The organism is Paraburkholderia jirisanensis, assembly GCF_054782355.1.
Genome location: NZ_BAAGSQ010000002.1, coordinates 69226 through 94296 on the forward strand (window position 1 = coordinate 69226; position 25071 = coordinate 94296).

A 25071-nucleotide genomic window follows, 5' to 3' on the forward strand; every position below is an offset into this window, starting at 1 on the left:
GGGCCGGTGAAGGTGGCTCGATGCGCGCAGCGCGCTTTCACTTTGACGACGCGTTCAATGGATATCTTTGGCATCCCGCTGCCGGCCATGTTGAGCCAGTTGCTGCTGGGTCTCGTGAACGGCTCGTTTTACGCGATCCTGAGCCTCGGCCTCGCGGTGATTTTTGGCCTGCTCAATGTGATCAACTTTGCGCATGGCGCACTGTTCATGCTGGGCGCCATGCTCGCCTGGATGGGCCTCAATTATTTCGGCTTGCCGTACTGGGCGATGCTGGTGCTCGCCCCGCTGATCGTCGGTCTGTTCGGCATGCTGATCGAACGGTCGATGCTGCGCTGGCTGTACAAGCTCGACCATCTTTACGGGCTGCTGCTGACGTTCGGCCTCACGCTGGTAGTGGAGGGCGTGTTCCGCTCGATCTACGGCGCATCCGGCCAGTCGTACGACGTGCCTTCCGCGCTGTCCGGCGCAACCAATCTCGGCTTTATGTTCCTGCCGAACTATCGCGCATGGGTGGTGGTCGCGTCGCTGGCGGTGTGCTTCGCGACGTGGTTCGTGATCGAGAAGACGCGCCTTGGCGCGTACCTGCGCGCCGGCACCGAAAACCCGAAACTGGTCGAAGCGTTCGGCGTGAACGTGCCGATGATGGTCACGCTGACTTACGGCTTCGGCGTCGCGCTTGCCGCGTTCGCCGGCGTGCTCGCCGCGCCGGTAATTCAGGTATCGCCGCTGATGGGTCAACCGTTGATCGTCACCGTGTTCGCGGTAGTCGTGATCGGCGGCATGGGGTCGATCATGGGCTCGATCCTGACCGGCCTGCTGCTCGGTGTAGTCGAAGGCTTGACGCGCGTGTTCTATCCGGAGGCTTCCGCCACCGTGGTCTTCGTGATCATGGCGCTGGTATTGCTGGTGCGCCCCGCGGGTCTGTTCGGCAAGGAAAAATGATGCAGAGAAAAGCGCTTTACGTGTTGCTGCTGATCGGCCTGATCGTCGCGCCGTTCGCCGGCGTCTATCCGGTGTTCATGATGAAGGTGCTGTGCTTCGCGCTGTTTGCGGCGGCCTTCAATCTGTTGATCGGCTATACGGGTTTGCTGTCGTTCGGGCACGCGATGTTTCTGTCGACCGCGGGTTACATGGCGGGTTACATGATCCAGACGGTTGGTGTGACACCCGAAGTGGGCGTGGTGGCCGGCACCGCGGCGGCGACGCTGCTGGGTCTGATCGTTGGCCTGTTCGCGATCCGGCGCCAAGGCATCTACTTCGCGATGATCACGCTCGCGCTCGCGCAGATGGTGTACTTCGTGTTTCTGCAGGCGCCGTTCACGCATGGCGAAGACGGCATGCAAGGCGTGCCGCGCGGCCGGCTGTTTGGCGTGCTGAACCTGAGCCCGGACCTGACGCTGTATTTCGTCGTGCTGGTGGTGATGGTGCTCGCATTCCTGCTGATCGTGCGGATCGTGCATTCGCCGTTTGGACAGGTGCTGATCGCGATCAAGGAAAACGAGCCGCGCGCGATTTCGCTCGGCTACGATACGAGCCGCTTCAAGCTGCTCGCGTTCACGCTGTCGGCCGGGCTTGCGGGGCTCGCCGGCTCGCTGAAGGTGCTGGTGCTCGGCTTCGAGACGCTCAGCGACGCGTACTGGACGATGTCCGGCCTCGTGATCCTGATGACGCTGGTCGGCGGCATGGGCACGCTGTTCGGCCCGCTGCTGGGTGCGGCCCTGATTGTCGCGCTGGAAGACCGGCTCGGCGATATCGGCACCGCGCTGGCGTCGACGACGGGGGTCGAATGGTTTCGCTCGCTCGGCGAATCGACGACCATCGTCACCGGGCTGATCTTTATTGCGTGCGTGCTGGCCTTCAGGCGCGGCATCGTTGGGGAAATCGTCGCGCGGGTCAGGCCACTGCGCGCTTGATGCGGCAGGGCTTTGCAGCGCGCGTGGCTTGCGTGCTTGACGTTTGGCTTAGGCGGACATGACCGGCTGCAAGCAAAGGCCGGTTTGCTTCGGCATCCGATCTAAAGCGCGTGCCGTGCATCGACGTGCAACGCGCGCCTAAGTGCTCGCAAAGACGCCCCATTTCAGTGCGAGACTGCACCACTAGGGTAAATGCTAGTTGCTCACTAAGCGGGACCCCGTTAATCTTCACACAGTTCTGCAGCACCCGAATTTTGCAGGTGGAGAACGAGGAGACATGAGGCACTAAGTGCCCACACGAAAGCGCTGTTGGATAGGATCCAACAGCGCTTTTTATTTGTGCCTACCGATCTGCCTGACCTCTGACCTGGCAAGCGCCTGACCTTGCGCATTGCCGTATCGATCGTGCGACCTGTTCCACGGCACACGTCGTTTTCCTCGTTGACCCTTCGCCGCAAAGCGCTTGCCGCGTGTGTCGGGCGTCCGCTACACTCGCCATTCCTCGCTATTGGCCGACCGCTTGGTCGGCATTTTAACCGGCCGCTGTCCGGCTCGATCCGTAGCGGCGGGGCACAAAAAGGAATGGAATGAAGTCGGCATTGCGGTGGATCAGCGCGGCGCTCGCCGCGGCAGGCGTGTGTGCAGCATGGAGCGGCGCCGCGTTCGCCGATGTGAAAATCGGCATCACAGTATCGGCAACTGGCCCGGCAGCTTCGCTGGGCATCCCCGAGAAGAACACAACGACGCTGTTGCCCAAAGAAATAGCGGGCCAGAAAGTCGACTACATCGTGCTAGATGACGCGACGGATTCGACCCAGGCCGTCAAGAACGCACGCGAGCTCACCAGTGAAGATCACGTCGACGCGTTGATCGGCTCGACCGTGGTGCCGAACTCGCTCGCAATGATCGACGTCGCAAGCGAAACGCAGACGCCGATGATTTCGCTTGCGGCGGCCGCGTCGATTGTCGAACCGATGGATGCGAAGCGCGCGTGGGTGTTCAAGACGCCGCAAAACGACATCCTGATGGCCACCGCGATCGCGCAGCACATGGCCAATCATGGCGTGAAGACGGTCGCGTTTATCGGCTTTGCCGATGCGTACGGCGAAAGCTGGTTCAAGGAATTCGGCAAGGCCGCCGAACTCGCGAAGATCAAGGTCGTGGCGAACGAGCGCTTTGCGCGCAACGACGCGTCGGTGACCGGCCAGGTGCTGAAGCTGATGTCGCAGAATCCGGATGCGGTGCTGATCGCCGGCGCCGGCACGCCGGCCGCGCTGCCGCAAAAGACGCTGAAAGAGCGCGGCTACAAGGGCAAGTACTACCAGACGCACGGCGTAGCGAACAACGACTTCCTGCGCGTGTGCGGCAAGGATTGCGACGGTACGTATCTGCCGGCGGGGCCGCTGCTGGTGGCCGATCAGCTGCCGGACAGCAACCCGTCGAAGAAAGCCGCACTGACGTACAAGCATGCGTACGAAGCCGCGTTCGGCGCGGGTTCGGTGTCGACCTTCGGCGGCCATATGTGGGACGCTGATCTGCTGCTGCAACGGGCGATTCCGATCGCGTTGAAGAAGGGCCAGCCGGGTACGCCGGCGTTCCGCGAAGCGCTGCGCGCGGCGCTCGAGAGCACCAAAGACTTGCCCGGGTCGCACGGCATCTTCAACATGAGCGTCAACGATCACGCAGGGCTCGACCAGCGGGCGCGAGTGATGGTGCAGATCGTCGACGGCAAGTGGAAACTCGCTGGCGACTAGCAGCGGCCAGCTGGCAGTTCCGCAGGGAGAAAAGGGCGCGTGCAAGTTGACGCGCCTTTTTGCTGCCTGCCCGATTTGCAGGTTTACTGCTGGCTAACAGGGAAAACCATGCTTGGCACGCCGATACGCGGTCACTAGATTCAGTTACCCGCAGGCAACCGCGGTGACAGAAAAACCAATCACGCGTTTGGAGAGGCTCGATGCTAAAGACGAAAACAAAAGCGAAACACTGGATGCGCGCGGGGATCGCAGCGGCGCTTCTATGCGGCGCAAGTACCGCGTTCGCGCAGGTGAAGATCGGCGTGACGTTGTCGGCGACCGGGCCGGCCGCTTCGCTCGGGATTCCTGAGAAGAACACGATTGCGCTGCTGCCTAAAGAGATCGGTGGCAAGAGCGTGCAGTACATCGTGCTCGACGACGCGAGCGATACCAGCAAGGCGGTGCAGAACACCCGCAAGCTGATCGACGAAGAGCACGTCGATGCGATTATCGGCTCGACAGTCACGCCTAATTCGCTGGCGATGATCGATCCCGCCGCCGAAAACAAGACACCGATGATTTCTCTCGCGGCATCGGCGGCGATCATTGCGCCGATGGACGCGAAGCGTGCATGGGTCTTCAAGACCCCGCAGAACGACGCGCTGATGGCCGATGCAATCGCCGCGCATATGGAGAAGCACGGCGTGAAGACGGTGGCCTTCATCGGCTTCGCGGATGCATACGGCGAGAACTGGTACACGGTGTTCAACGCGGCGGCCAGTGCGCATCATCTGAAGGTGGTCGCGAACGAACGCTATGCGCGCAACGATGCGTCGGTGACGGGGCAGGTGTTGAAGATGGTCAGCGCAAATGCGGACGCGGTGCTGATCGCCGGTTCGGGCACGCCCGCCGCGTTGCCCGCGAAGACGCTGAAAGAGCGCGGCTACAAGGGCAAGGTCTATCAGACGCATGGTGTAGCGAACAACGACTTCCTGCGTGTGTGCGGCAAGGATTGCGACGGCGAATGGCTGCCAGCTGGACCGATTCTCGTCACCGGGCAGCTGCCTGAATCGAACCCGGTGAAGAAGTCTTCCGAGGCGTACAAGAACGCGTATGAGAAGGCCTATGGCGCGGGGTCGGTGTCGACCTTCGGCGGACATGCATGGGACGCCGGCCAGCTGCTGCAGCATGCAATCCCCGAAGCACTGAAGAAAGGGCAGCCGGGCACCGAAGCGTTCCGTAGCGCGCTGCGTGACGCGCTGGAAAGCACTAAAGATCTGGCGGTGTCGCACGGCATCATCAGCATGAGTGCCACCGATCACAACGGCCTCGACAAGCGCGCAGTGGTGATCGTGCAGATCGTCGACGGCAAGTGGAAGCTGCAGAACGACTAAAGGTGCATATAGCGGCCGTGTGACGCACGGCTGCTGTCACGTGTGCGCTTCGTATCGATCACAATGGCAAGCGCCGCCGGGCGGGCAGGGTTGCTCGCGGTGCGGCGGCGGCGCGCGCCTGCTTGTTCGCCCGCTTGCCCGCGCAATCCCCAGTTCGCTTTTCCGCCATTTTCGACGTTCCAGGACGGGTCAGTATGGATCTATCAATCGCGGCAATCCTCGCGCAGGACGGCATCACGACCGGCGCGATCTACGCATTGCTCGCACTCGCGCTGGTGCTGGTGTTTTCAGTCACGCGCGCGATCTTTATCCCGCAAGGGGAGTTCGTCACCTACGGCGCATTGACGCTTGCCGCGCTGCAGTCGCAGAAGTTTCCGGCGACCTGCTGGCTGCTGGTGGCGTTGGGCGTTGCATGTTTCTTCGCAGAGACTGCCGGGCTCGTGCGGCATCCGGAGCGGCGCCGGCACGCGGTGCGCACCTTGCTCACGCTAGCGGGCCAGTATCTCGTGTTCCCGCTTGTCGTCTATGCGCTCACGCGCGGCGCATTCATGCACACGCTGCCGATGATCGTGCAGATCGCCGTTACGCTGTTGATCGTCGTGCCGATGGGGCCGTTCGTGTATCGGCTCGCGTATCAGCCGATCGCTGAAACGACCACGCTGTTGCTGCTGATCGTATCGGTAGCGGTGCACTTCGCGATGGTCGGCCTCGGGCTCGTGATGTTCGGCGCCGAAGGCTCGCGCACCAACGCGTTTTCCGACGCAACCTTCAACGTTGGCAGTCTGGCGATCTCCGGGCAAAGCATTTGGGTGATCGGCACCGCGATCGTACTGATCGCGGCGCTGTACCTGTACTTCGACCGCTCGCTGTCCGGCAAGGCGCTGCGCGCAACCTCGGTGAACCGTGTCGGCGCGCAGCTGGTTGGCATCGGTACCACGCAGGCGGGGAGCCTCGCGTTCACGCTGGCGGCCGGGCTCGGCGCGCTGTGCGGGATCCTCGTCGCACCGCTGACCACCATCTACTACGACTCCGGTTTTCTGATCGGCCTGAAAGGCTTCGTCGGCGCGATCATCGGCGGGCTCGTCAGCTATCCGCTCGCGGCTGCCGGCTCCGTGCTGGTCGGCCTGCTCGAATCGTATTCGTCGTTCTGGGCGAGCGCCTATAAGGAAGTGATCGTCTTCACGTTGATCATCCCGGTGCTGTTGTGGCGCAGTCTCGCGACGCCGCATGCAGAAGAGGCGGAGGAGTGACGCGATGAAGCATATCGTCAAGCACAAGCTGTTCTGGTTGTTTCTCGTCGTGATGTTCGCGCTTCCGGTGCTGCCGCAGCCGCTTCAGGTGCCGGAGTACTGGATCACGTTGCTCAACTACATCGGCCTCTATTCGATCGTCGCGATCGGGCTCGTGCTGCTCACGGGCATCGGCGGCATGACGAGCTTTGGGCAGGCTGCGTTCGTCGGCATCGGCGCGTACACCACCGCGTATCTGACGACGCAATTCGGCGTGTCGCCGTGGCTCGCACTGATCGCCGGCGTGGTGCTCACCGCGTTGATCGCGCTGCTGCTCGGCGCCGTGACGATGCGGCTGTCCGGCCACTTTCTGCCGCTCGGCACGATTGCGTGGGGGCTTGCGCTGTTCTTCCTGTTCGGCAATCTCGATATTCTCGGCAAGTACGACGGCATCAACGGCATCCCGGTGCTCGATGTGCTCGGCATCGAACTGGAGTCGGGGCGACATATTTATTTCCTGATCTGGGTGGTCGTGCTGCTCGCCGTGGTGTCTGTTCAAAATCTGCTTAATAGTCGGCCGGGCCGCGCGATCCGTGCGCTGCGCGGCGGCGGATCGATGGCGGAAGCGATGGGCGTCAACACGGCGTGGATGCGCGTCGTGATCTTTGTCTATGCCGCGGTGCTGGCGGCGATCTCCGGTTTCCTCTACGCGCATCTGCAGCGCTCGGTGAACCCGACGCCGTTCGGATTGAATCACGGCATCGAGTTTCTGTTTATGGCGGTGGTCGGCGGCGTCGCGCATGTGTGGGGCGCGGTGCTCGGCGCGGCCATCCTGACGGTGCTGCAGGATTACCTGCAGACGCTGTTGCCAAAGCTGCTTGGCGAGAACGGCAATTTCGAGATCATCGTGTTCGGCATTCTGATGGTGCTGCTGCTGCAATATGCACGGCGCGGTGTGTGGCCATACCTCGCGCGGCTATTCCCCAGCGAGCCGCTGGTTAAGGCGCCGACCGATACGAATCCATTGCCGATGCGCAGCAAGCCGGCGATCGGCCAGGTGCTGCTGACGGTCGACAAGGCGCGCAAGGAATTCGGCGGACTCGTCGCGGTGAACGACGTCAGCTTCGAGGTGAAGTCTGGCCAGATCATCGGGCTGATCGGGCCGAACGGTGCCGGCAAGTCCACTACCTTCAATCTGGTATCCGGCGCGCTGCAGCCGACCAGCGGCGTGATCCGTTTCCTCGGCGAGCGGATCGATACGCTGAATTCACGTGAAATCGTCAGGCGCGGCATCGGACGCACGTTTCAGCACGTGAAGCTTTTGCCAGGCATGAGCGTGCTGGAGAACGTTGCGATCGGCGCGCACCTGCGCGGGCGAACCGGCGTATGGCGCAGCATCGTGAAGCTGAACAAGTCGGAAGAGGCGCGTTTAATGGCCGAGGCTGCGCGGCAGATCCGGCGCGTTGGGCTGGAGGCGCATATGTATGACGAGGCGGGTAGCCTGGCACTCGGCCAGCAGCGGATTCTGGAGATTGCTCGGGCGCTGTGCTGCGACCCGACCTTGCTGCTGCTGGACGAGCCGGCAGCCGGTCTGCGCTATCAGGAGAAACAACAACTGACAGCCCTGCTTCGCCGGCTGCGTGAGGAGGGCATGAGCGTGCTGCTGGTCGAACACGATATGGACTTCGTGATGAATCTGACAGATCGCCTGGTGGTGATGGAGTTCGGCACGCGTATCGCGGAAGGGCTGCCGGAAGAGGTGCAGAAAGACCCAGCCGTGCTCGAGGCGTATCTCGGGGGAGTGGAATGACGCAGAGCGACGTGACTACAGGTTTCACCGCCGCTGCCGGCGCGGTTGCACCGATTTTGCAGGTGAACGGCTTGTCGGTTCGCTACGGCAAGGTCGAGGCGTTGCACGGTGCGGCAATCGAGGTGCGCCCGGGGCAGATCGTTTCGGTGATCGGACCGAACGGGGCGGGGAAGTCGACGCTGTTGAACGCGATCATGGGCTCGTTGCCGGTCAGCGGGTCTGCGAAGGGCGCGGTTTTTTATCGCGGCGAAGATATCAGCGCGCTGCCGGTTGAGCGTCGGGTCGCGCAGGGTATGTGTCTGGTGCCGGAAAAGCGCGAGTTGTTTGCGACGATGTCGGTCGAAGACAATCTCGTGCTCGGTGCGTATCGGCGGAAGAAGGCGGGCGAGCGGGCGTATCTGGATCAACTCGAGCCGGTGTTCCAGTTGTTTCCGCGTTTGAAAGAGCGACGTAAGCAGGCTGCTGGCACGTTGTCCGGTGGCGAGCGCCAGATGCTGGCGGTCGGTCGTGCGTTAATGGGGAAGCCCGATCTGCTGATGCTCGATGAGCCTAGCCTCGGGCTTGCGCCGCTGATCGTGAAGGAGATTTTCCGGATCATTAGTGCGCTGCGATCCACGGGCGTCGCGACGCTGCTGATTGAGCAGAACGCACGGGCTGCGCTGCAGATCTCCGATTATGGCTATGTGCTTGAGACAGGTGAGCTGGCGCTGGAAGGCGCGGCTGGCGAGCTCGCGCAAAACCCACGAGTGATTGAAACGTATCTAGGGCTGGCAAAGAAAACGGCTTAGGGAGCGAGGTTCATTGCGGTAGCGGTGCCACGCTTGTTTGTTCAGGGTTGTTTCACGAGTTGGCGGAAGATCGAAGCGGCGTGTTTCACGTGAAACACGCCGCTTTTTTATCGGCTATTCAAGGCCGCGTAAATCGGGCCAAAAGCGAACCCGCTATAATTCGCCCATACTTTTTTCGAAAGGCTCACGCAATCTCCTGCGTGAAGGTCTCCCAAATGCTTTATCCCACAGAATTTGACGTGATCGTCGTCGGCGGCGGGCACGCTGGTACCGAAGCCGCGCTGGCTGCCGCACGCATGGGCAACAAGACGTTGCTGCTGACGCACAACATCGAAACCCTTGGCCAGATGAGCTGCAATCCGTCGATCGGCGGTATCGGCAAGGGCCATCTCGTGAAAGAGGTGGACGCGCTCGGCGGTGCGATGGCGGCAGCGACGGACGAGGGGGGTATCCAGTTCCGTATCCTGAATTCGTCGAAAGGGCCGGCGGTGCGTGCGACGCGCGCCCAGGCTGACCGTCTGCTGTACAAGCAGGCGATTCGCCGGCGGCTCGAGAATCAGCCGAATCTTTGGCTGTTCCAGCAATCGGTCGACGATCTGATGGTGGAAGGCGATCGTGTGGTCGGTGCGGTGACGCAGGTAGGCGTGCGGTTCCGTGCGCGCGCGGTCGTGCTGACCGCAGGGACTTTCCTCGACGGCAAGATTCATGTGGGCCTGAACAACTACACCGGTGGCCGCGCGGGCGATCCGGCTGCGGTCTCGCTATCCGCACGTCTGAAAGAGCTGAAGCTGCCGCAAGGGCGCCTGAAGACAGGCACGCCGCCGCGTATCGACGGCCGCACTATCGATTTTTCGAAGCTCGAAGAGCAACCTGGCGATCTCGATCCGGTCCCGGTGTTCTCGTTTATGGGCCGCGTCGAGCAACATCCGCGTCAGGTGCCGTGCTGGGTCACGCATACCAATGCGCAGACTCACGACATCATCCGCGGTGGTCTGGATCGTTCGCCGATGTACACCGGCGTGATCGAAGGGGTGGGGCCGCGCTACTGCCCGTCGATCGAAGACAAGATTCACCGCTTTGCATCGAAAGAGTCGCATCAGATCTTCCTCGAACCGGAAGGGCTGACGACCAACGAGTTCTATCCGAATGGGATCTCGACGAGCCTGCCGTTCGATGTGCAGCTCGAACTGGTCCGCTCGATGCGCGGGCTGGAGCACGCGCACATTCTGCGGCCCGGCTATGCGATCGAATACGACTATTTCGATCCGCGTGCGTTGAAGGCTTCGCTGGAGACCAAGGCGATTCAAGGGCTGTTCTTCGCCGGCCAGATCAACGGTACGACCGGTTATGAAGAAGCCGCTGCGCAAGGTTTGCTCGCGGGCATCAATGCGGGTTTGCAGGTGCAGGGCAGGGATGCGTGGTGCCCGCGCCGCGATCAGGCGTACCTCGGCGTGCTGGTTGACGACCTGGTAACACGTGGTGTCTCCGAACCGTACCGAATGTTCACAAGTCGTGCGGAGTACCGTCTGAGCTTGCGCGAAGACAACGCAGATATGCGTCTGACCGAGGTTGGGCGCGAGCTTGGCGTGGTCGACGATGAGCGTTGGGAAGCCTTCAGCCGCAAGCGCGACGCTGTTTCACGTGAAACAGAGCGCCTGCGCACGACATGGGTGACGCCGAAGACGCTATCGTCCGACGAAGCTACCGCTTTGCTCGGCAAGTCGATCGACCATGAATACAGCCTCGCCGAGTTGCTACGCCGTCCAGGCGTGACCTACGACGGCGTGTGTGCGCTGCGAGACGGCGCTTGCGCACCGACCGAAGCACTCGCGGACGACCCGGTTCTGTTGGATCAGATCAAGGAACAGATCGAGATCGGCATCAAGTATCAGGGCTATATCGAGCGTCAGGCGGGTGAGATCGAGCGCAATGAAGCGCATGAAAACACGCGCTTGCCGGAAGCGCTGGACTACGCGGAAGTGCGCGGACTTTCATTCGAAGCGCGTCAGAAGCTAACGCAGCATCGGCCGGAAACGATCGGGCAGGCGTCGCGGATCTCCGGTATTACGCCGGCTGCGATCTCGCTGCTGATGGTGCATCTGAAGCGCGGCCTGGGTCGGCGTGGTGCAAAACCCGCAGCCGGCGAAGCCGCCGCCGATACCGCACCGGTGATTCAATGACGGCACGGCACGGCAGTTCAGCAGACGCCAGCCGCGCAGAGCAGGCCGCGCTGCTGGCGGACGGCGCACGCGCGTTGCAGGTCGATCTGAGCGAAGCGCAATCCGCGAAGTTGCTCGACTACGTCGCCTTGCTCGCCAAATGGAACGCGGTCTACAACCTGACCGCGATCCGCGACCCGCGGCAGATGCTGATCCAGCACATCCTCGACTCGCTATCGATCGTTCCGCATCTGGCGGGGCGAGGGCCATCGTCGGTGCTCGACGTAGGCTCGGGCGGCGGCTTGCCCGGCATCGTGCTCGCGATCGCGCTGCCGGACTGGCAGGTCACGCTGAACGACATCGTTCAGAAGAAAACCGCATTCCAGGCGCAGGCGAAGGCTCAACTCGGCTTGGGCAATTTGTCTGTGGTAACCGGTCGCGTCGAAACGCTGCGTCCCGGCGTCGAAGTAGCCGAAAAATTCGATGTGATCGTGTCGCGTGCGTTCGCAGAGCTCGCGGATTTCGTTACACTGGCCCGTCATCTGGTTGCCGACGGCGGTGCGATCTGGGCGATGAAGGGCGTGCGCCCCGAAGCTGAAATCGGACGCTTGCCAGCCGGCGCCCACGCGAAGCAGATCATCCGGCTGAACGTGCCTGCGCTGGACGCCGAACGGCATCTGGTCGAGGTCGACGTCGATCCGCTGCCGGCCGCTTCGCTCTGACCGGGCGCGGCGGCATGCACGCAACGGCGATACACACACAATCATTCAAGCTGCAAAAGGGAAAGGGACACATCCAAGATGGCAAAAATCTTCTGCGTTGCGAACCAGAAGGGAGGAGTCGGCAAAACGACGACAGCTGTCAATCTCGCCGCGAGCCTCGCATCGCAGGGACAACGTGTGTTGCTTATCGACCTCGATCCGCAGGGCAACGCGACGATGGGCAGCGGCATCGACAAGGCGGCCTGCGTCAACACGGTGTATGAGGTGCTGGTGGACGGCGTATCGGTGGCCGACGCGCGCGTCAAACCGGAGGCGGTGTCCTACGATGTGGTGCCGGCCAACCGCGAGCTGGCGGGTGCCGAGATCGAACTGGTCAGCGTGACGAACCGCGAGAAGCAACTGAAGGAAGCGCTGTCGCACGTTGCACACGACTACGACTTCGTTCTGATCGATTGCCCGCCGGCACTGTCGCTGCTGACGCTGAACGGCCTGTGCGCCGCGCACGGCGTCGTGATCCCGATGCAATGCGAGTATTTCGCGCTCGAAGGCCTGTCGGATCTGGTCAACACGATCAAGCAGGTGCATGCGAACCTGAACCGCGAACTGAAAATCATCGGCTTGCTGCGCGTGATGTTCGATCCGCGCATCACGCTGCAGCAGCAGGTCTCCGACCAGCTGAAAGAACACTTCGGCGACAAGGTGTTCGACGCCGTGATCCCGCGCAACGTGCGCCTCGCCGAGGCGCCGAGCTATGGATTGCCGGGCGTGGTGTTCGACCGGGCGTCGCGTGGCGCACAGGCTTACGTGCAGTTCGGCGCCGAAATGATCGAACGGGTGCGCGCGCTATGACGCAACGGCAAACATCCAAAGCGGATCGAGGAAACACGATGAATGCAGTGGCGAGAAAGAAAGGGCTGGGCAGGGGACTCGAGGCTTTGCTCGGTGGCAGCGCGGAGATCGCGGACCCGGTCAAGATCGACAGCGCGACGCATACGCTGCCGCTGTCGAAGATGCAGGCCGGCAAGTACCAGCCGCGCACGCGGATGGACGAGGGCGCGTTGCAGGAGCTGGCGGCAAGCATCCGAGCGCAAGGTTTGATGCAGCCGATTCTGGTGCGGCCGATTTCGGACGATAAATTCGAGATCATCGCCGGCGAGCGGCGCTTCCGCGCGGCGCGTCTTGCGGGTCTCGAGGAAGTGCCGGTGCTGGTGCGCGACGTGCCCGATCAGGCTGCCGCGGCGATGGCGCTGATCGAGAACATCCAGCGCGAGGATCTGAATCCGCTGGAAGAGGCGCAAGGCATCCAGCGCCTGCTCGACGAATTCCATTTCACGCATGAACAGGCGGCTGAGTCGGTCGGGCGCTCGCGTAGTGCGGTGTCCAACCTGTTGCGTTTGCTGAACCTCGCCGCGCCGGTGCAGACCATGCTGCTCGCCGGCGACCTCGATATGGGCCACGCGCGCGCGCTGTTGGCCGTCGATGCGGCCACGCAGATCACGCTGGCCAATCAGGTGGTCAACAAGGGCATGTCGGTACGGGAGACGGAGAAGCTCGTCACCGCGACCAACAAGGTGTCGCCGGCGCCGAAGCCGCGTGTCGACCATGACGGCGGCCGTGACACGCGCAGGCTCGAGGACGAGTTGTCGGACCTGCTGGCCGCCACCGTGAAAATCAAACTGGGCAAGCGCGGTCGCGGCCAGGTGACGGTCGATTTCGGCAACCTGGACGCGCTCGAAGGCATCCTCGCGAAGCTGCGTGGCGGTACCGCGGCCTGAATCCCATCAAAAATCCGACTGTGCCGCCCGCGGAACACGCGCTCAATCCCCCGCGCAGCCTGCTGAAGAAAATCTGGCACTTTGCTGCGAGCGAACCGGTATTGGTCGTGCTGGTTGTCGCGCTGATCCTGCTGGAGGCTTTTCATCCTCGTCCGTTGGCGTCACTGCCGTCGCTGGTCGACTGGCAGACGGTGCTCACGCTGACCGGGTTGCTGATTCTGACCAAGGCCGTCGAATCATCAGGATTCCTGATGTGGGCCGCGCATCGCGTCGTACACCATATTCATTCGGAGCGTGCGCTCGCGTGTCTGTTGATCGGTCTCGCCGCGGCTTTATCGACGATATTGACCAATGACGTCGCGCTTTTCGTTGTCGTACCACTGACCTTGTCGCTGCACAAACTCGCACCGCTGCCGCTGAAACGGCTGGTGATTTTCATCGCGCTAGCAGTCAATGCAGGGTCGATTCTGACGCCGCTAGGCAATCCTCAGAATCTGTTTCTGTGGCAAACCAGCGGCGTTTCGTTCGGTGCGTTTGTCTGGGCGCTTGCGCCTTTGTGCGCGGTGCTGATGGTGATGCTGTTTGTGCTTGCCGCCGTCAGCTTCCGTGGCGCGTCGCTGGATCTGTCGAAAGACGTCGAGCCGCATCCGGTCGATCAGCGGCTGGTCGGCGTCGCTGCGCTGCTGTTTGTCGCGTTCGTGCTGCTGGCGGATGCACACCATCCGGGCGTCGGCCTCGCGGGCGTCGCCGCGGGGTTTCTACTGTGGCGCCCGAAGGTCGTGCTGAAAATCGACTGGCTGCTGCTGCTGATTTTCGTGCTGATGTTCATCGTGCTGCGCAGCGTCGCCGCGCTGCCTGCCGTGCAACACGCAGTCAGCGGGCTGCAGCTCGGCTCGCCGCTGCGCGCGTATGCCGCAGGCGCTATTTTGTCGCAGGGCATCAGCAACGTGCCGGCTGCCATCATGCTGGCTGAATTCACACACGACTGGCGCGCGCTCGCATTCGGCGTGAGCGTAGGGGGCTTTGGCCTCGCAATCGGCTCGCTCGCCAACCTGATCGCCGTGCGTCTTTCCGACGAACGCGGCATGTGGCTGCCGTTTCACGTCTTTTCAGTGCCGTTCTGGCTGATCGGCGGTGCGCTCGGCGGATGGGTTCTGTTGCATTTCTGATGCTCGCCCGAGCCCGCGTCGGTGGACTGTCCACCGCGCATGTAAGAGCCCAAATAAGAGCACCTCGCATCTAAAAAAATCTGAATAGCCGGCCACACCGGCAATGACAGTGCGCGCCTTACAGATGCCGCCGTTTTCCTCGAAAAGCGAAAGCCTTTCGCTGCCGTAAGCCCATTGGTCGGGCCACTTATTGAGACGCCTAAAGTCTTGAATTGCCTGCAACTATCGCTTACAATCGCCCGGATTTATTTGCTAGGCACCCCCGTAAGCGGCGAGTAAGCTCGCGGGTTGAGTGGAACTGTGCGGAACTTTGCGGAACGCTGCGATGGCAGTACAAAAGTCGGACCCGGCGTCGAGTCGTACGCCGAAACAAAGGGACGACGGGCACGGTACTGAGCGCGTCGTTTCCGAGTCGGTCGCAAGTCCGTCTCAAACTGAAGTTCCGCATGCGGCCAGTCAGGATGCGTGGGATGCCGAGCTAGATAACAATATCGTTCCGCTCACGCGGGCAGAGGCCGAAACGCTGTTTGGCCCGAACGTGAGTCGTCCATCGCGCGTTACGCCCTACAGGGTGGTGATTGCGCAAATGGTTTTGTCCCTGGGTGCGACGCTGCTGTGGTGGCTGTTCTACAAGCCGCCGGGCGCTGCTGCGCTGTCCGCCTTTCTGGGAGGAGCGATCTGCTGGGTGCCGAGCGCGCTGTTCGCGGCGCGGCTGAAGAAGCTCAGCGGCGGCGCGACGGTAATGAGCTGGATGGTCGGCGAAGCGCTCAAGATGGGCGCGACGATCGCGATGTTCGTAGCCATCGCGTTCGGGTATCACGATGTGCTGTGGGTGCCGCTGCTCGTCACCTACCTGATCGCGCTGAAGACATATTGGGTCGCATTGGCCTGGCGGTAACCGGTATTCGGTAACAAGGTTTCAGTAGATATGGGCTGACGCGGCAACGCGTCGCCGGGCGGCGCGCGGGCCGAGACAGTTCGCGCGCGGGGTTGGCCTGCAACGCGAACGGCGACAGGCGGCCCACAACGATTTTCGACAATTTGGGTGCATTAACGATATGGCAGCTAGCGAAGGAACGCGCGCTCTGGATCCGTCCGAGTACATTGCGCACCACTTGCAGAACTTCTCCACCGAGCATCAGACGTCGATTTTCGACATTCATGTCTGGAATCTGGACACGCTCTTCTGGTCGATCGTTTGCGGCCTCGTCACCATTTTCATTCTGCGTCTCGCTGCGCGCAAAGCCACGCCAGGCGTCCCAGGCCGCTTCCAGTGCGCCATCGAAATGCTGGTCGAACTGGTCGAAGACCAATCGAAGTCGATGATCCACGGCAACCGCACGTTCATCGCGCCGCTCGCGCTGACGGTGTTCGTATGGGTCGCGCTGATGAACGCACTCGACTTCATCCCGGTCGACCTGCCTAGCCACGTGATCGGCTGGCTGGGCCTGTCCGAAGTCATTCCGCATCATCGCATCGTGCCGACGGCCGACCTGAACGGCACGCTCGGCATCGCGCTCGGCGTGTTCGTGCTGATGATCTATTACAACTTCAAGATCAAGGGCGTAGGCGGCTTCGTGCACGAACTGCTGTCGGCCCCGTTCGGCGCGCATCCGCTGCTGTGGATCCCGAACCTTGCACTGAACATCATCGAGTTCGTCGCCAAGACGGTCTCGCTCGGCATGCGGCTGTTCGGCAACATGTACGCGGGCGAACTGCTGTTCCTGCTGATTGCTCTTCTGGGCAGCATCTGGAATTTCGGTGCGGACACGACGGTGCTTGGCTTCATCGGCCACGTGATCGCCGGCAGCGTGTGGGCAATCTTCCACATCCTGATCGTTTTGCTGCAGGCGTTCATTTTCATGATGCTGACGCTGGTGTATATCGGCCAGGCACACGACAGCCACTAACCCCGGTCCTGTCGTTAAAAGAATTGCTTCAAATTTTCTAAATCCCAGTTCCAAAAAGACTTTTCACAAAGGAGTGATCATGCAAGCTTTCATCGCCAACATCCAGGGTCTGACCGCCATCGGTATCGGCATCATCATCGGCCTGGGTGCAATCGGCGCCTGTATCGGTATCGGCCTGATGGGCGGCAAGTACATCGAAGCGTGCGCTCGCCAGCCGGAACTGATGAACCCGCTGCAAACGAAGATGTTCCTGCTCGCAGGTCTGATCGATGCGGCGTTCCTGATCGGCGTTGGTGTGGCCATGCTGTTTGCGTTCGCGAACCCGCTGCTGTCGAAGCTGGCAGGCTAAGGTTCCTCGGAAGTGCGCGCCTGATCTATAACAGGTGAAGGCGCAAAGCGGAACGGGCACCGGGCGCTGATCGAACGCTGAGTCGATGAGCGCCTTGCCGCTTCCCGTCTCCCCCTCCGACAAGCAACATTTAAGGAAACACCGTGAATCTCAACGCAACTCTGTTTGCGCAAATGGTCGTGTTCCTGATCCTCGCGTGGTTCACGATGAAGTTCGTGTGGCCGCCGTTGGTCAACGCACTCGACGAGCGCGCAAAAAAGATCGCTGATGGCCTGTCGGCCGCCGAAAAAGGCAAGGCGGAACTCGATGCCGCGCACAAGCGCGTCGGAGAGGAGCTTGCGCAGGCGCGTAACGACGGCCAGCAGCGTATCGCCGATGCCGAAAAGCGCGCCGTGTCGGTCGCCGATGAAATCAAGGCACAGGCGCATGCCGAAGCTGCCCGCATCATCGCTCAAGCGAAGGCCGATGCCGAACAGCAAGTCGTCAAGGCACGCGAAACGCTGCGTGGCGAAGTGGCCGCGCTGGCTGTGAAGGGCGCCGAACAGATCCTGAAGCGCGAAGTGAACCAGTCGGTTCATGCCGATCTGCTGAATCAACTCAAAGCCGAGCTCTGATCATGGCCGAACTTGCAACCATCGCCCGTCCGTACGCTGAAGCGCTGTTTGCCGTTGCCGCAAGCGGTGACGTCGCCGGCTGGTCCACGTTCGTGCAGGAATCGGCACAGGTTGCGCGTCTGCCGGAAGTCGCGTCGATTGCGTCGAGCCCGAAGGTGAGCCGTGCGCAGGTCGCCGACTTGCTGCTGTCCGCGGTGAAGTCGCCGTTGAAGGACGACGCGCAAGCGAAGAATTTCGTGCAGATGCTGGTGGACAACCACCGTCTCGCGCTGCTGCCGGAAATCGCCACACAGTTCGAAACGCTGAAGAACGCCCGCGAAGGCGCGGCCGATGCGCAGATCGTCAGCGCATTCCCGCTTGAGGGCGCGCAGCTCGATGAACTCGTCGGCGCGCTCGAGCGCAAGTTCAAACGCAAGCTGAAGCCCTCCGTTGAAGTCGATGCGTCGCTGATTGGCGGCGTGCGCGTGACGGTCGGTGACGAAGTGCTCGATACCTCGGTCCGCGCGCGGCTTGCCGGCATGCAGACGGCGCTTACCGCTTGATTTTGCGTATCTGGCGTTCAATGCGCCGAGCGGCTGGCACGCAACAGAATTGACTATCAGGAGCGAATAATGCAACTCAATCCCTCTGAGATCAGCGAGCTGATCAAGAGCCGGATCCAGGGCCTTGAAGCGAGCGCAGACGTTCGCAACCAAGGCACCGTGATCTCCGTGACCGACGGTATCGTGCGTATTCACGGCCTGTCGGAAGTGATGCAAGGCGAAATGCTCGAGTTCCCGGGCAACGTGTACGGCCTCGCGCTGAACCTCGAGCGTGACTCGGTCGGCGCGGTTATTCTGGGCGAATACGAAAGCATTTCCGAAGGCGACATCGTCAAGACGACGGGCCGCATTCTCGAAGTGCCGGTGGGTCCGGAACTGATCGGCCGCGTGGTCGATGCACTTGGTGTTCCGATCGACGGCAAGGGCCCGGTCAACGCAAAGATGACCGACGCTATCGAAAAGATCGCGCCGGGCGTGATCTGGCGTAAGTCGGTGTCGCAGCCGGTGCAAACCGGTCTGAAGTCGATCGACGCGATGGTGCCGATCGGCCGTGGCCAGCGCGAGCTGATCATCGGCGACCGTCAGACCGGCAAGACCGCGGTGGCCGTCGACACGATCATCAACCAGAAGGGCAAGGACCTGATCTGTATTTACGTTGCGATCGGCCAGAAGGCTTCGTCGATCGTCAACGTGGTGCGCAAGCTCGAAGAAACCGGCGCGATGGCTTACACCATCGTCGTGGCGGCTTCGGCTTCGGAATCGGCTGCGATGCAGTACCTCGCACCGTACGCCGGCTGCACGATGGGCGAATACTTCCGCGACCGCGGTCAAGACGCGCTGATCATTTATGACGACTTGACCAAGCAAGCGTGGGCATACCGTCAGATCTCGCTGCTGCTGCGCCGCCCGCCGGGCCGCGAAGCGTACCCGGGCGACGTGTTCTACCTGCACTCGCGTCTGCTCGAGCGTGCAGCCCGCGTGTCGGAAGAGTATGTCGAGAAGTTCACCAACGGCGAAGTGAAGGGCAAGAGCGGTTCGCTGACCGCGCTGCCCGTGATCGAAACGCAAGCGGGCGACGTGACCGCGTTCGTGCCGACCAACGTGATTTCGATTACCGACGGCCAGATCTTCCTGGAAACCGACCTGTTCAACGCAGGTATCCGCCCGGCAATTAACGCCGGCGTGTCGGTGTCGCGAGTCGGTGGCGCTGCGCAGACCAAGGTCGTGAAGAAGCTGTCGGGCGGTATCCGTACCGACCTCGCGCAGTATCGTGAGCTGGCCGCATTCGCGCAGTTCGCGTCGGACCTCGACGAAGCGACCCGCAAGCAGCTCGAGCGCGGCCGCCGCGTGACGGAACTGCTGAAGCAGCCGCAGTATCAGCCGCTGCAGGTGTGGGAACTGTCGGTCGCGCTGTTCGCAGCGAACAACGGCTACCTCGACGATCTGGAAGTGAAAGACGTGCTGCCGTTCGAAAAGGGCCTGCGCGAATTCCTGAAGACGAGCCACGCCGATCTGATCAAGCGCATCGAAGATAACAAGGACTTGTCGAAGGACGACGAAGGCGCGCTGCACAACGCCCTCAAGGACTTCAAGAAGTCCGGCGCTTACTGATCCGCGTCCGCGAGACATAACCGGACCTCGAAACAGCGCGGGCCAGCCGTAACAGGCAGGTAGCAAGCCCCGCGCGGTTTCGATCAAGGAGCAAGCAATGGCTGGAATGAAGGAAATTCGCGGCAAGATCAAGAGCGTGCAAAACACGCGCAAGATCACCAAGGCGATGGAGATGGTGGCCGCATCGAAGATGCGCCGCGCCCAGGAACGCATGCGCGCTGCCCGTCCGTACGCCGACAAGGTCCGTGACATCGCTGCGCACATGAGCCGTGCGAACCCGGAGTACCGTCACCCGTTCATGGTGGCGAACGATGGCGTGAAGACCGCAGGTTTCATCCTCGTCACGACTGACAAAGGTCTGTGCGGCGGTATGAACACCAACGTGCTGCGCGCGTCGCTGCAGAAGTTCAAGGAACTGGAAGGTCTGGGTACGACGGTCGAAGCAACGGCGATCGGCGGCAAGGGTCTCGGTTTTCTGAACCGCCTGCGCGCGAAGGTCGCATCGAACGTCGTGCAGCTGGGCGACACGCCGCATCTCGAGAAGCTGATCGGCGCCGTCAAGGTGCAGCTCGACATGTACTCGGAAGGCAAGATCTCGGCGGTGTACCTGGCGTACACGCGCTTCGTCAACACGATGAAGCAGGAAGCCGTGATCGAACAGTTGCTGCCGCTGACGGCCGACAAGTTCGAGGCGAACGCGGAAGGCGACAAGACGACGCCGAGCACTTCGTGGGATTACATCTACGAGCCGGACGCGCAGACGGTGGTCGACGAACTGCTGGTGCGTTATGTCGAAGCGCTGGTCTATCAGGCCGTCGCCGAGAACATGGCTTCGGAGCAGTCGGCACGGATGGTCGCGATGAAGGCCGCTTCGGACAACGCGAAGACGGTCATCAGCGAATTGCAGCTCGTGTACAACAAGAGCCGGCAAGCCGCGATCACGAAGGAATTGTCGGAAATCGTCGGCGGCGCCGCCGCGGTTTGAGTGTAGCGACCCGCGTCTAGCGAGTTGTTCGCGATCACGCATACGAACGAACATAGCTGCGGGCAACCCACCGTGCCGTAGCGCGAGTGAAGAATTGAGTATCTAAAGGAAAAGCGATGAGTACAACTGCTTTGGTAGAAGGCAAGATCGTACAGTGCATCGGCGCGGTGATCGACGTGGAATTCCCGCGCGAACACATGCCGAAGGTGTATGACGCGCTCATTCTCGAAGGTTCGGAACTGACGCTCGAAGTCCAGCAGCAGCTGGGCGACGGCATCGTCCGTACCATCTGTCTGGGTTCGTCCGACGGTCTGCGCCGCGGCGTCGTGGTGAAGAACACCGCGAAGCCGATCAGCGTGCCGGTCGGCAAGCCGACTCTCGGCCGCATCATGGACGTGCTTGGCCGTCCGATCGACGAAGCCGGTCCGATCGCCAGCGACACGCTGCGTTCGATCCACCAGAAGGCGCCGGCGTTCGACGAACTGTCGCCGTCGACCGAACTGCTCGAAACGGGTATCAAGGTTATCGACCTGATCTGCCCGTTCGCAAAGGGCGGCAAGGTGGGTCTGTTCGGCGGTGCAGGCGTGGGCAAGACCGTCAACATGATGGAACTGATCAACAACATCGCGAAGGAACACGGCGGTTACTCCGTGTTCGCGGGCGTGGGCGAGCGGACCCGTGAAGGGAACGACTTCTACCACGAAATGAAAGACTCGAACGTTCTCGACAAGGTCGCGCTGGTGTACGGCCAGATGAACGAGCCGCCGGGCAACCGTCTGCGCGTGGCGCTGACCGGCCTGACGATGGCCGAGCACTTCCGTGACGAAGGCCTCGACGTGCTGTTCTTCGTCGACAACATCTACCGTTTCACGCTGGCCGGTACTGAAGTGTCGGCACTGCTGGGCCGGATGCCGTCGGCAGTGGGTTATCAGCCGACGCTGGCTGAAGAAATGGGCAAGCTGCAAGAGCGTATTACGTCGACCAAGACTGGCTCGATCACGTCGGTGCAGGCCGTGTACGTCCCTGCGGATGACTTGACCGACCCGTCGCCGGCTACGACCTTCGGCCACCTTGACGCAACGGTGGTGCTGTCGCGTGACATCGCTTCGCTGGGTATCTACCCGGCGGTCGATCCGCTCGATTCGACGTCGCGTCAGATCGACCCGCACGTGATCGGCGAAGAGCACTACACGATCACGCGCGCCGTGCAGCAGACGCTGCAGCGCTACAAGGAATTGCGCGACATTATCGCGATTCTGGGCATGGACGAACTGTCGCCGGAAGACAAGCTGTCGGTCGCGCGCGCGCGGCGGATCCAGCGTTTCCTGTCGCAGCCGTTCCACGTCGCGGAAGTGTTCACGGGCTCGCCGGGCAAGTACGTGCCGCTGAAGGAAACCATCCGCGGCTTCAAGATGATCGTCGCAGGCGAATGCGATCATCTGCCGGAGCAGGCGTTTTACATGGTCGGCACGATCGACGAAGCCTTCGAAAAGGCCAAGAAGATCCAGTAACGGTTGGCGCGTCGGCAGGAAGGCGCGGGTTTGCAGCGGCGGGCGGGTTGTACCGGTACTCGGTAGTCGGTAATCACGCGTTCGCTGCGAGTCCTGCGCCACACGCATCACGCTCAACCCGAACGGGAGTCGGCGCCAAGGCCCCACTCTCGACAGGAGTCGATACTTTATGGCAACTATCAAGGTAGACGTCGTCAGCGCGGAAGAGCAGATCTTCTCGGGCCAGGCGAAGTTCGTTGCGCTGCCGGGCGAAGCGGGCGAGCTCGGCATTCTGCCGGGCCACACGCCGCTGATCACGCGGATTCGTCCGGGTGCGGTGCGCATCGAGGCTGAGAACGGCGAAGAGGAATTCGTGTTCGTCGCCGGCGGCATTCTCGAGGTGCAACCCGGCGCGGTGACGGTTCTGGCCGATACCGCGATCCGCGGCAAGGATCTCGACGAGGCGAAGGCCGAGCAGGCTCGCAAGCGCGCAGAAGAGGCGCTGCAGAACACCGGCTCGAATCTTGAATACGCAACCGCGCAAGCGGAACTCGCGTACGCAACGGCGCAACTCGCCGCGATCCAACGGTTGCGCAAGCTGCGCGGACAGCATTAAGCATTAAGAAGAACCACAGGAAGTACTGAAGCTGAAAGCAGCCCTCGTGGCTGCTTTTTTTTCGCCTGCTGCCCCGTGGCCCGTCGCTCGCAACCTGCAGCCTGCCGTCGCTCACCGCTCGCCATCCATCGCCCGCCACTCGCCGCTCTCGCCACCAGCGGAAAGCTCGCAAGATTTAGCCATCCCTCGGCATCACGCCCCAGCCAATAATCACCCATGAAAGCTGCGGGTAAGCCTTGATGCCACTCGCCCGCGCGTCGATGCACAATCGGTGCGGCACCGATTTCCACAAGCGGGAACCGCAATCATCAGGAGACAAGCACCATGGCGACTCAGATTGCCGGCGCCGCTGCGCTCATCGTACCGAAAGACGGGCGCTCATACGTGCGCGGCTCGACTGACATCCCGTTGAGCGAAGCGACGCTGGGGCACTTCCTGCACGACACCGCGCGTCGCTTTCCAGACCGGCCGGCAGTGGTATTTCGCGAGCAGGGGATTCGCTGGACCTGGCAGGAATTCGCCGACGAAGTCGACATCCTGGCAGCCGGATTTGCCGCGCTCGGCATCGTGAAGGGCGACCGGGTCGGCATCTGGTCGCCTAATCGGATCGAATGGCTTTTGACGCAGTTCGCGACGGCGCGGCTCGGCGCGATTCTCGTCAACATCAATCCCGCCTATCGGCTCGCCGAGCTCGAATACGCGCTGAACAAGGTCGGCTGCAAGGCAATCGTCGCGGCAGAGCGCTTCAAAACGTCGATGTACCTGCAGATGCTGCAAGAGTTGGCGCCCGAGCTCGCGACGCACGCACCGGCCGATCTACATGCCGCCCGTCTGCCCGACTTGCGCATCGTGATCCGCATGTGCGACACCGATACCCCGGGCATGCTGTGCTTTTCCGAGGTGATCGAGCAGGGCCGCGTCTCACTCGATCGCACCGCCCTCGACGCGATCGGCGCCACGTTGTCGCCGCACGATCCGATCAACATCCAGTTCACCAGCGGCACGACCGGTAACCCCAAAGGCGCCACGCTCACGCACAGCAACGTGATCAACAATGCGCGCTACATCGCGATGGCGATGCGCCTGACCGAACAGGATTCGCTGTGCATTCCGGTGCCGCTGTATCACTGCTTCGGCATGGTGCTGGCGGTGCTGGCCTGCGTATCGGTGGGCGCGAACATGGTGTTTCCGGGCGAGGCCTTCGATCCCGGCGCAACGCTCGCCGCAGTCTCCGAGGAACACTGCACCGCGCTGCACGGCGTACCGACGATGTTTATCGCCGAGCTCGATCATCCGGACTTTGCGCGCTTTGATCTGTCGCGCCTGCGCACCGGCATCATGGCCGGCTCGCCGTGCCCGATCGAAACCATGAAGACGGTTGTCTCGAAAATGCACCTGAACGAGATCACGATCGCCTATGGCATGACTGAAACGAGCCCGGTGTCATTCCAAAGCGCTACCACCGACCCGCTGGACAAGCGCACGACCACGGTGGGCCGGATCCAGCCGCACCTGGAAGTGAAGGTAATCGACGCGGCCGGCGACATCGTACCGGTCGGCACGACGGGCGAACTGTGCACGAAGGGCTATTCGGTGATGCAGGGCTACTGGAACGACGAAGCGAAGAGTCGCGAGAGCATCGTCGACGGCTGGATGCACACCGGCGACCTCGCCACGCTCGATGCCGACGGCTACTGCAATATCGTCGGCCGCCTGAAAGACATGCTGATCCGCGGCGGCGAGAACGTCTACCCGCGCGAAATCGAGGAATTCCTGTTTCGCCACCCGAAGATCCAGAGCGTGCAGGTGTTCGGCGTGCCGGATGCGAAATATGGCGAAGAAGTCTGTGCGTGGATTGTGTTGCGCGCCGGCGAGCATGCGGAGACGGAAGAAATCCAGGCGTTCTGCCGCGGCCAGATTGCGCACTACAAGGTGCCGAAGTACATCCGCTTCGTCGACGAATTGCCGATGACGGTGACCGGCAAGGTCCAGAAGTTCGTCATGCGGGAGCGGATGATTGAGGAGCTGCAGCTGAGCGCGGGCAAGACCGCTTGACCAAGCTTGACCAAAACACCGCGACTGCCCGATGCGGCGGCCGCATCGGTACGTACCGCAACGCGCAGCGCATACTCGAGCCGGGCGTTGCCGCGGCCGCACGCACTGCACAAAAACCGCCCGACGCTGCATTGCGCAAACGTTTGGCGAGGCAAAAAAAAAGCGGGCCTGGAGCCCGCTAAAAACCACACGCTACGGGGTTAGCGC

At 62.0% G+C, this 25071-nt stretch carries 22 protein-coding genes; all 22 read left to right on the top strand.

Annotation, left to right across the window (positions count from 1 at the left end; all coding sequences use genetic code 11):
* The first annotated feature begins 57 nt into the window (after positions 1-57).
* The 22 genes from ACYVNQ_RS00740 to ACYVNQ_RS00845 all read left to right on the top strand — a co-directional run bounded on the left by ACYVNQ_RS00740 (position 58) and on the right by ACYVNQ_RS00845 (position 24864).
* Positions 58-942 (top strand): branched-chain amino acid ABC transporter permease, encoded by an 885-nt coding sequence (locus ACYVNQ_RS00740; RefSeq protein WP_460900221.1) that lies wholly within the window; start codon positions 58-60, stop codon positions 940-942.
* Entirely contained in the window at positions 942-1913 is a 972-nt protein-coding gene (locus ACYVNQ_RS00745) for a branched-chain amino acid ABC transporter permease (protein ID WP_460900222.1), read from the top strand. The genes ACYVNQ_RS00740 and ACYVNQ_RS00745 overlap by 1 nt, the downstream gene beginning before the upstream one ends.
* A gap of 587 nt (positions 1914-2500) precedes the next feature.
* Complete coding sequence (locus tag ACYVNQ_RS00750) at positions 2501-3667, top strand: ABC transporter substrate-binding protein (protein WP_460900223.1); 1167 nt, start codon at positions 2501-2503, stop codon at positions 3665-3667.
* Positions 3668-3867: 200 nt separating this feature from the next.
* Positions 3868-5040, top strand: a complete 1173-nt coding sequence (locus tag ACYVNQ_RS00755; RefSeq protein ID WP_460900224.1) for an ABC transporter substrate-binding protein — start codon at positions 3868-3870, stop codon at positions 5038-5040.
* A 194-nt stretch (positions 5041-5234) separates the two neighbouring features.
* Positions 5235-6290, top strand: a complete 1056-nt coding sequence (locus ACYVNQ_RS00760; RefSeq protein ID WP_460900225.1) for a branched-chain amino acid ABC transporter permease — start codon at positions 5235-5237, stop codon at positions 6288-6290.
* Between the two features lie 4 nt (positions 6291-6294).
* Positions 6295-8079, top strand: coding sequence for a branched-chain amino acid ABC transporter ATP-binding protein/permease (locus ACYVNQ_RS00765; protein WP_460900226.1), 1785 nt, complete (start codon positions 6295-6297; stop codon positions 8077-8079).
* A gap of 11 nt (positions 8080-8090) precedes the next feature.
* Complete coding sequence (locus ACYVNQ_RS00770; protein ID WP_460900227.1) at positions 8091-8867, top strand: ABC transporter ATP-binding protein; 777 nt, start codon at positions 8091-8093, stop codon at positions 8865-8867.
* 215 nt (positions 8868-9082) lie between these two features.
* Complete coding sequence (gene mnmG / locus ACYVNQ_RS00775) at positions 9083-11047, top strand: tRNA uridine-5-carboxymethylaminomethyl(34) synthesis enzyme MnmG (protein ID WP_460900228.1); 1965 nt, start codon at positions 9083-9085, stop codon at positions 11045-11047.
* A complete protein-coding gene (rsmG, locus tag ACYVNQ_RS00780) occupies positions 11044-11748 on the top strand; it encodes a 16S rRNA (guanine(527)-N(7))-methyltransferase RsmG (RefSeq protein ID WP_460900229.1) in 705 nt (234 codons plus the stop codon). The genes mnmG and rsmG overlap by 4 nt, the downstream gene beginning before the upstream one ends.
* Positions 11749-11826: 78 nt before the next feature.
* On the top strand, positions 11827-12597 hold the full coding sequence (locus ACYVNQ_RS00785; RefSeq protein WP_460900230.1) for a ParA family protein: 771 nt from the start codon (positions 11827-11829) through the stop codon (positions 12595-12597).
* Between the two features lie 38 nt (positions 12598-12635).
* Positions 12636-13523: a ParB/RepB/Spo0J family partition protein gene (locus tag ACYVNQ_RS00790; protein ID WP_460900231.1), complete on the top strand. Its 888-nt coding sequence runs from the start codon at positions 12636-12638 to the stop codon at positions 13521-13523.
* A 20-nt stretch (positions 13524-13543) separates the two neighbouring features.
* Positions 13544-14692, top strand: a complete 1149-nt coding sequence (locus ACYVNQ_RS00795) for an SLC13 family permease (RefSeq protein ID WP_460900232.1) — start codon at positions 13544-13546, stop codon at positions 14690-14692.
* 325 nt (positions 14693-15017) lie between these two features.
* Positions 15018-15590 carry an ATP synthase subunit I gene (locus tag ACYVNQ_RS00800; protein ID WP_460900233.1) on the top strand — a complete coding sequence of 191 codons (573 nt, stop codon included), beginning with the start codon at positions 15018-15020 and terminating at the stop codon, positions 15588-15590.
* 160 nt (positions 15591-15750) lie between these two features.
* Positions 15751-16602: a F0F1 ATP synthase subunit A gene (atpB, locus tag ACYVNQ_RS00805; protein WP_460900234.1), complete on the top strand. Its 852-nt coding sequence runs from the start codon at positions 15751-15753 to the stop codon at positions 16600-16602.
* A 79-nt stretch (positions 16603-16681) separates the two neighbouring features.
* Positions 16682-16951, top strand: coding sequence for a F0F1 ATP synthase subunit C (atpE, locus tag ACYVNQ_RS00810; RefSeq protein ID WP_007180033.1), 270 nt, complete (start codon positions 16682-16684; stop codon positions 16949-16951).
* 143 nt (positions 16952-17094) lie between these two features.
* Complete coding sequence (locus tag ACYVNQ_RS00815) at positions 17095-17565, top strand: F0F1 ATP synthase subunit B (RefSeq protein WP_460900235.1); 471 nt, start codon at positions 17095-17097, stop codon at positions 17563-17565.
* Positions 17566-17567: 2 nt separating this feature from the next.
* Entirely contained in the window at positions 17568-18107 is a 540-nt protein-coding gene (locus ACYVNQ_RS00820) for a F0F1 ATP synthase subunit delta (protein ID WP_460900236.1), read from the top strand.
* A gap of 69 nt (positions 18108-18176) precedes the next feature.
* On the top strand, positions 18177-19718 hold the full coding sequence (gene atpA / locus ACYVNQ_RS00825) for a F0F1 ATP synthase subunit alpha (RefSeq protein WP_460900237.1): 1542 nt from the start codon (positions 18177-18179) through the stop codon (positions 19716-19718).
* Positions 19719-19815: 97 nt separating this feature from the next.
* Positions 19816-20703 carry a F0F1 ATP synthase subunit gamma gene (gene atpG, locus ACYVNQ_RS00830; RefSeq protein ID WP_460900238.1) on the top strand — a complete coding sequence of 296 codons (888 nt, stop codon included), beginning with the start codon at positions 19816-19818 and terminating at the stop codon, positions 20701-20703.
* 116 nt (positions 20704-20819) lie between these two features.
* Positions 20820-22214 (top strand): F0F1 ATP synthase subunit beta, encoded by a 1395-nt coding sequence (atpD, locus tag ACYVNQ_RS00835; protein ID WP_460900239.1) that lies wholly within the window; start codon positions 20820-20822, stop codon positions 22212-22214.
* A gap of 169 nt (positions 22215-22383) precedes the next feature.
* Positions 22384-22809, top strand: coding sequence for a F0F1 ATP synthase subunit epsilon (locus ACYVNQ_RS00840; RefSeq protein ID WP_087738538.1), 426 nt, complete (start codon positions 22384-22386; stop codon positions 22807-22809).
* A 324-nt stretch (positions 22810-23133) separates the two neighbouring features.
* On the top strand, positions 23134-24864 hold the full coding sequence (locus ACYVNQ_RS00845) for an AMP-binding protein (RefSeq protein WP_460900240.1): 1731 nt from the start codon (positions 23134-23136) through the stop codon (positions 24862-24864).
* Positions 24865-25071: the final 207 nt, after the last annotated feature.